Origin of the sequence: Pseudoalteromonas sp. G4 (assembly GCF_028875915.1) — a bacterium.
Lineage (GTDB): Bacteria > Pseudomonadota > Gammaproteobacteria > Enterobacterales > Alteromonadaceae > Pseudoalteromonas.
Genome location: NZ_JAPEHW010000045.1, coordinates 26,365 through 33,518, shown reverse-complemented (window position 1 = coordinate 33,518; position 7,154 = coordinate 26,365). Strand labels below are relative to the sequence as shown.

Genomic DNA, 7,154 nt, shown 5'->3' with positions numbered 1-7,154 from the left:
CCATTTGGTTACCAGGTGTTAGTGGTTTCTATCAGTTGACAGAAAATGCAGGTGTTCTTTTTGGGGTGCATCAAGGCTTTGTACCGAGTAGTCCAAAACAAGACTCAGAGATTGAAGTTGAAAAGAGCGTTAATTACGAATTTGGTGGTCGCTTTAATGATGGTGCAACTAACTTTGAAATTGTTAGCTTCTTTAATGACTACAGCAATTTAAAAGAAAGCTGTTCACAATCAAGTTGTGGTGTTGATGAGGAGTTAGACCAAGAATTTAACGGTGGTGAAGTGAATGTGTATGGTGTGGAAGCACAATTAGCACAAAGCTATCCAATCAGCACGCAATTTGATATGCCATATAGCTTTACTTACACCTACACAAAATCTGAGTTTCAAAATGATTTAAACTCTGACTTTGTGCAATGGGGCAAAGTTGAAGCGGGTGATTCACTACCTTATCTACCAGATCATCAGCTGAATTTTGAAATTGGCCTTGCCGCTAACAACTGGGAAACCAACCTGAATTTCAAATACGTAAGTGAGATGAAGGAAGTTGCTGGTGAAGTGATAGGTGCGCCAGCAGGAGCCAATACGCTTGAGGGTGTAAAAACGGATGCAAGTTTGATTGTTGACCTTTCTGCGAGCTACGATCTTGGTCAATATGGTCGCATTTATGGTAAGATTGATAACCTTACTGATGAAGCATATATTGTCAGTCGTCGCCCGTATGGTGCAAGACCAAGCAAACCAAGACAGTTTGTTATTGGTTATAAATACCAATTCTAATTCTTTGGTATTGTGATTAAGGGGCATTTTGCCCCTTTTTTGTAGGAACTGATGTGTTAGAGATATTTTCTAAAAGTTTAAGTGAACTACCGAGTTACTTCACCGATGCTAACAAACGCATTTTTTATATATATTTATTAAGTGCGGTGTTTTTGGCATTACCTGTTTATTTTGCAGCGGTTAGTCAGCGCTCGCCAATTGGTTTTATCAAGTTTCTCTTTCCTAAGTCGGTATGGCTTGCAAAAAGCGCCAAGCAAGATTATGCCTTATGGGTGGTGAATAAGCTGTTAAAAGCGTTATTGTTTGGCCCAATTGTATTGACCATGGCACCCATTGCCATTGCATTAAGTGATGTTCTAGAATTGTTATTTGGCCTTATTGAGCCAATAACATTAGCAAAATGGAAAATTATTACGTTTTTCACATTTTTACTTTTTATTATCGACGACTTTACGCGCTTTTTACTGCATTACGCGCTACACAAAATTCCATTTTTGTGGGAATTTCATAAAGTACATCACAGTGCCAAAGTGCTCACACCGTTTACCATTTATCGTTCGCACCCTGTTGAGAGTTATTTATACGCGTGTCGTATGGCAATCGTACAGGGCATCGCAGTTGGAATAGGGTATTACTTGTTTGCAGATGCCATTAGCATGTTTGATGTGCTTGGCGCTAATGTATTTGTGTTTTTGTTTAATTTATTTGGCTCTAATTTGCGCCATTCGCATATTTGGTTATCTTGGGGTGATAAATTAGAAGGGATCTTCATTAGCCCTGCGCAGCATCAAATTCATCATAGCGATAACCCAATCCATTTTGATACTAACTTAGGCTCGGCACTCGCGATTTGGGACAGAATGACTGGAACCCTAATTAAGGCATCAGAGGTTGGTAAAATTTCAATAGGTGTAGGGCAGTATGATTGCGGGCATGATTCACTTTTAGCAATTTATACGAAACCGTTTGTTGAATCTGCCAAATCATTAAAGCGCAGTGCTAAAAAAGGCGTAACTAAATTACGCCTTAATAAACAAACTAAAAAAACGAGCGGCTAACGCTCGTTTTTGTTTTACGCTTTGCTTGGAATATTACCTAACACTTCAACCAGCAGGTTAAAGAAAGGCTCAACCGTATCGATTTTCACTTTTTCATCTGGCGAATGAGGGAAGCGGATCGTTGGGCCAAACGACACCATATCCCAATGCGGATAGGCATTTTTAAATAAACCACATTCAAGGCCTGCGTGGATCACCATAATTTTAGGCAATGAGCCAAACATACCTTGGTACGTTTCACGTAAAATATCTTTAATTTGTGAGTCGTCTTTTGGCTCCCAACCAGGATAAGCACCTGTAAAGGTTACACTTGCACCAGCAAGCGTAAAGGTCGATGCAATCATATTCTGTGTATTTGTACGCGCACTATCAATCAGTGAACGAACTAAACATTTAATGCTTATGTGGTTGCCTTTGGTGACGACAACACCTAAATTTGTTGAGGTTTCAACGATGCCGTCAATGGTATCACTCATGCGAATTACACCATTAACACAACCATTGATGCTGTTAATTACTGCTGCTTGAGATACTTTTGCTAGTTGCTTTTCAGGTAGCGGCGCATCGCTAACAGAGAGCTTAATATTTGGCTCTACCTTGCTCATTTCCGACAAAAATAAGCTGTTAATGTTGATTAATGCTGCTGTTAATTGGGCTTTGTCTTGTTCATTAATTACTAATGTCACTTCTGCTTCACGAGGGATTGCATTACGAAGAGAGCCACCTTGAATGTTAGCTATTGCATAATCAATTTCAAGCAAGCTTAACATACGAACAAGTAGCTTATTGGCATTGCCGCGACCAAGATGAATATCAACTCCAGAGTGGCCGCCTTTTAAACCATTTAGCGATACATTAACAGCTGAATTAGTTGAATCTGTCGCTTCCCACTCAACAGGTAATTCAATATTTACATCAATACCACCTGCGCAGCCCATGTAAACTTCGCCTTCGTCTTCTGAGTCGGTATTAAGTAAAATTTCACCATCAAGCCAACCCGCTTCTAAACCAAAAGCACCCGTCATACCAGCTTCTTCGTCAATAGTGACAAGTACTTCAAGCGGACCATGATTAATGTCTGTGCTTTGCAGCACAGCTAAACTTGCGGCAAGGCCTATACCATTGTCTGCACCTAGGGTTGTGCCGTTGGCAGTTACCCATTCGCCGTCAACGTAGGCTTCAATAGGGTCGTTTACAAAATCATGTTGTTTATCGTTGTTTTTTTGCGGCACCATGTCCATATGTGCTTGTAAAATAACGCCCTTGCGATTTTCCATACCTGTGGTCGCTGGTTTTTTGATGATTAAGTTACCTACCTTGTCTTCTTTAACCTCAAGGCCAAGATCAGTGGCAAATTGCTGGATCCATGCAGAAATCTTTTGTTCGTGTTTACTAGGATGTGGAATGCTGCATATTTTTTCGAAAATTTGCCACAGCGGTTGCGGTGATAATTGAGAGAGTTGCATTACAGTCTGTTCCTTATAATTACTTAAGCAATGGCATTAACACTTTTTCAAGGCCATTGCGTTTCACTTCATATATTAATGCGAGTTGTTGCCCTAATTTGCCCTCGGGAAAGCCCTTTTGTTTAAACCAAACGAGGTAAGGCTCTGGTAGTTTTAAAAGTGGACGGCCAGCATATTTACCGAATGGCATGGGCTGGTTGATAGCGTCTAACAACGCTTGTTTATCTGCAAGCATACATAAAGTGGTGTTGTGAAAGTCACCACTAGTATACCTTAGTGAATCTGAGTTTTAATCTGTTTTACTGGTTTAAAGCCTTTTTCTCGTAATAAAAGATTGAGCTTTTCAACCGGTAAATGATGTTGCGGATTATGACGTAGCGCATGATCTTTTGGCACTGCGTGCTTGTCGAGCAATAAATTATAAAATGTGAGCTTAGCAAAGTCGGCATCAAGATGCTCGAGTTCATCACTAATGTACTCAAGCAACTCAGAGGGTAGTGCGTTGTTTTTAGTTTTTTGATGCATAGCCACGTTATTCAGGGGAAACTGTTGCTTAAATGTTACCCCAAACAATATGGCCATGTGTCTTAAGAATGTAAACGAACGTAATCGTGGCGAGTGAGAGTTACGCCTTTTCGGTAGCAGCAAATACCTTTTCTTTTACGTGCTCAGCAAAACCACTACCTGCCTCTAAATAGAAGTTGAAGGTGGTATGTACACCCATATCTTCAAGTTCTTTTTGTTGATCAGGGTAATTGGCAATAGCCGTTACTTGGCCAGAAAAACCAGATGCTTTTAATCGCTCTAACGCAAATAGATTCTGGGCGTGTTTGGGCATTGCTAGCATTACCATTTCTACTTCTGAGTGGTTGATGCGATTCCAAAAATCAGGGTCGGTAGCATCTGCTAAAATAGCAAAACGTTCACGTTTAATGTGCTTTTCAACAGTTTCAGGGTTTATATCAACACCCGCGACAGAATTAGGGTAGGTTTGCGCGATGGTTTCATAGGCACCGGTACCGACACGCCCCATGCCAAAAATAAGAATTTTGGTTTTGTTCAAATTTACAGGCATCTCTTCAGCAAGGCGTTTATTTGACTCAAATTTAAGTAAGTAATTTTCGAACTTTACATACAGCTCATTCGATTTTTTATTAAGTGGTGATGCAATAATAAAAGTAATCGATACTGCAATGGCAACCACTGCCAACCATTCGCCAGTCAGCCATCCACTTGATACTGCAAGCGCACATACAATCAAACCAAACTCACTGTAATTCGAAAGCGAAAATGCGCCAAGCAATGATGTGCGGGCACGTAAATGAAATGCATTGGTTAAAATGTAATAAAGTAAAATTTTAAATGGCAGCACAATAATCAAAATGGTGGCAACCATTAGGGCATGTAAGGTTAGCTCTGCATTTAGGCCAATTGTTAAAAAGAAGCCGACTAAGAACAGATCTTTAAAACTTAATAAGGCTTTAGATAGTTCACCTGCTTTTTTATGCGGCGCTAAAATCATACCAATGATCAGTGCACCTAAATCACCTTTTAAACCGGCAAATTCGAATGCATGATAACCAATTACAAGTGCAAAGAAAAAGCCGAAAAGAGGCAGCACTTCACCATGTTTGGAACGACCAAGCATCCAATAAAATACTGGGCGAACCAGAGGCAAAGCTAATACTAATGCAATGGCCCAATAATTTGGTACTTTGCCTGTGCTTACGGCAAGGAAAACAACGGCAAAGATATCTTGCATAACTAAGATACCAATCGCTACTTTACCATGTAAGCTTGACATTTCACCGCGCTCTTCGAGTACCTTAACGGCAAAAACGGTCGATGAAAAACTCAGCGCAAATGCCAAGATTGCTGCAGATTCTATAGTTAGCTCTGAGAACAATGGTAGCTTGAGCCAACTAAAGCCAAGTAGAGCGCCCCAAAATAATAAACTACATAACACAATATGTAAGGTCGCAGGCCCCCACACTTGCGCTTTGGTTAAATTGCCAATTTTTAGTTTTAAGCCAATGCTAAATAGTAGCAAAGTGACTCCAAGATTGGCCATTTGCTCAAGCAGTTCACTGCTTTGATAGCCAGCGATATTTAAAATGAAACCCGCACATAAAAAGCCAATTAGCGGCGGTAATTTAAACTGTAAAATAACAAAGCCACAAATAAAGGCTGTAGCGTAAAACAATAATTCCATGGGGTATTTTTTTAATTCTCAGTTAATTAGAGTGTAACTAAAAACAGTGTAGCGCGCTATGCATTCTCGTCCAGTCTACGTTTATAAGCCTTTAGTTGTTGATCCCACGCAAAACACCAGCTTTCAATTAACTGTGTTAGGTGTCTTAATGAGAGCTTTTCACTACTATTTTCTATTTGTAATCCTTGCCCACCATGTACAGTTGTAGCAAGTAACCTATCGTTAAAGCCGTTTTTGATTTTGGCTTCAAGGCGGATTTCTACGTCACGGTCGCGTCCACCAAGCGATAAGTTAACCGCAGAGATAACAGCACGAAAGGGGATTACTTCAAGGGGCGATAAATCTTCGAGCGATATTTTTACCGCAGTAATCGCGGGCTCAATCACCAATACATCTTTCCCCTTGGTGGTTGAAATAGGGAAATACTGCGAAACAATGGTTTTCATTCGCATATCTAAATACTGTTGTATTTTCGTTGCTGCCTGATAATCAATTTGTTGATGCTGCTCTAACTGCGGGTAATAGATAACTGGCGCTAGGTATACCGCCTGTGGTTTGAATGGCGATACTTTTCGCGTCATTTCTCTTGATACCCAACGTTGATGATAACCTGTGTTGGTGTCTTTGTGGGTTGTGAGATTTTGATAACTTGATAAATAGCCATTTTCAATGTCTTTTGTGGTTAATTTGCAACCAACTAAAAGCAAAAAATAGTACTTAATGTGAGCAGTTTGTGTAAATGCATAATCAATCTATGTATGAAAAAAAAGCGCATCATAGCAATGCTAACTTAATCCGCTCTTAACAACGTAAATTTTACTGACAAGCATGAAAAATTATGGTTAATATGCAATATAAGTATAAAGAACAAGGTGAGTTATATGTTCAAAAAAGTTCTCGCATCTATCGGTATTGGTGCGGCAAAAGTGGATACTGTGCTACATACTGAGCATTTACAGCCAGGGCAAAAGTTTTCAGCAGAAGTTATCATCAATGCAGGTGATGTTGAGCAGGATATTTCAGGGCTAGAGTTAGCTCTAATGACCAAAGTAAAAGTTGAATCAGATGAAGGCGATTACTTTGCAGATCATGTGTTAGAAAAGTGGTCGATTGTTGATCAGCGTACATTAACGCCAGGTGAAGAGTTACGCATTCCATTTGAAGCACGTCTTCATTCAGAAACACCTATTACCGAAATCTCACAAGGTATTAATCAAAGTGTTGTATGGATTGCTACGGGTTTAAACATTGATTTTGCACTTGATGCGACAGATCGCGACCCAGTTTATGTTTACCCTAATGAAGCAGTAAAAACCTTTATGCTCGCAATGGAAAAATTAGGCTACAAACTGGTTAAAAGTGATGTAGAAAAAGGTTATTTACGTACTGCAAATTTCAATTCAACTTCAGGCTGTTATCAGGAGTTAGAATACAAACCAGCGGGTTTAAAAGTATTTGGCCCGAAAGAAGTAGAGCTTTCTTTTGTACCTGAAGCACTTAAAACGCATGTACTTATTGAAATTGACCGTATGTTCGGTTCAGATGGTTATGTAGACTTAACAATTGAACACGATCAGGTAAATTTAAGCCAAATTTGTGATCAGCTTGAACATATTTTTGGTTAAGAGTTTAAGAAGTG

At 39.7% G+C, this 7,154-nt stretch carries 8 protein-coding genes; 3 read left to right on the top strand and 5 right to left on the bottom strand.

What is annotated here, in order from left to right; genetic code table 11:
• On the top strand, positions 1-779 hold a 779-nt coding region (locus ON073_RS13360; protein ID WP_274762380.1), incomplete at its 5' end, for a TonB-dependent receptor domain-containing protein.
• Between the two features lie 53 nt (positions 780-832).
• Positions 833-1,837, top strand: a complete 1,005-nt coding sequence (locus ON073_RS13355) for a sterol desaturase family protein (RefSeq protein ID WP_274762379.1) — start codon at positions 833-835, stop codon at positions 1,835-1,837.
• Between the two features lie 14 nt (positions 1,838-1,851).
• Here the strand turns inward: ON073_RS13355 and ON073_RS13350 are convergent, their stop codons facing one another.
• From ON073_RS13350 to ON073_RS13330, 5 genes are all read right to left on the bottom strand, one after another.
• The gene (locus ON073_RS13350; RefSeq protein WP_274762378.1) at positions 1,852-3,303 is read right to left on the bottom strand and encodes an aminoacyl-histidine dipeptidase; all 1,452 of its coding nucleotides are present in this window, start codon (positions 3,301-3,303) and stop codon (positions 1,852-1,854) included.
• A gap of 19 nt (positions 3,304-3,322) precedes the next feature.
• Positions 3,323-3,538, bottom strand: a complete 216-nt coding sequence (locus ON073_RS13345) for a DUF3820 family protein (protein ID WP_274762377.1) — start codon at positions 3,536-3,538, stop codon at positions 3,323-3,325.
• Between the two features lie 38 nt (positions 3,539-3,576).
• Positions 3,577-3,828, bottom strand: coding sequence for a hypothetical protein (locus ON073_RS13340; protein WP_274762376.1), 252 nt, complete (start codon positions 3,826-3,828; stop codon positions 3,577-3,579).
• Positions 3,829-3,928: 100 nt separating this feature from the next.
• Entirely contained in the window at positions 3,929-5,515 is a 1,587-nt protein-coding gene (locus ON073_RS13335; RefSeq protein ID WP_274762375.1) for a cation:proton antiporter family protein, read from the bottom strand.
• A 56-nt stretch (positions 5,516-5,571) separates the two neighbouring features.
• Complete coding sequence (locus tag ON073_RS13330) at positions 5,572-6,222, bottom strand: DUF3313 domain-containing protein (protein ID WP_274762374.1); 651 nt, start codon at positions 6,220-6,222, stop codon at positions 5,572-5,574.
• A 174-nt stretch (positions 6,223-6,396) separates the two neighbouring features.
• Between ON073_RS13330 and ON073_RS13325 the strand changes: the two genes are divergently transcribed.
• Positions 6,397-7,140, top strand: a complete 744-nt coding sequence (locus ON073_RS13325; RefSeq protein WP_274762373.1) for a sporulation protein — start codon at positions 6,397-6,399, stop codon at positions 7,138-7,140.
• The last annotated feature ends 14 nt before the right edge of the window (positions 7,141-7,154 follow it).

What these genes read in the sequence shown, in the direction of transcription:
- ON073_RS13350 (WP_274762378.1), bottom strand. Translation starts at nt 3,303, where the DNA reads ATGCAACTCTCTCAATTATCACCGCAACCGCTGTGGCAAATTTTCGAA.
- ON073_RS13345 (WP_274762377.1), bottom strand. Translation starts at nt 3,538, where the DNA reads ATGCTTGCAGATAAACAAGCGTTGTTAGACGCTATCAACCAGCCCATG.
- ON073_RS13340 (WP_274762376.1), bottom strand. Translation starts at nt 3,828, where the DNA reads ATGCATCAAAAAACTAAAAACAACGCACTACCCTCTGAGTTGCTTGAG.
- ON073_RS13335 (WP_274762375.1), bottom strand. Translation starts at nt 5,515, where the DNA reads ATGGAATTATTGTTTTACGCTACAGCCTTTATTTGTGGCTTTGTTATT.
- ON073_RS13325 (WP_274762373.1), top strand. Translation starts at nt 6,397, where the DNA reads ATGTTCAAAAAAGTTCTCGCATCTATCGGTATTGGTGCGGCAAAAGTG.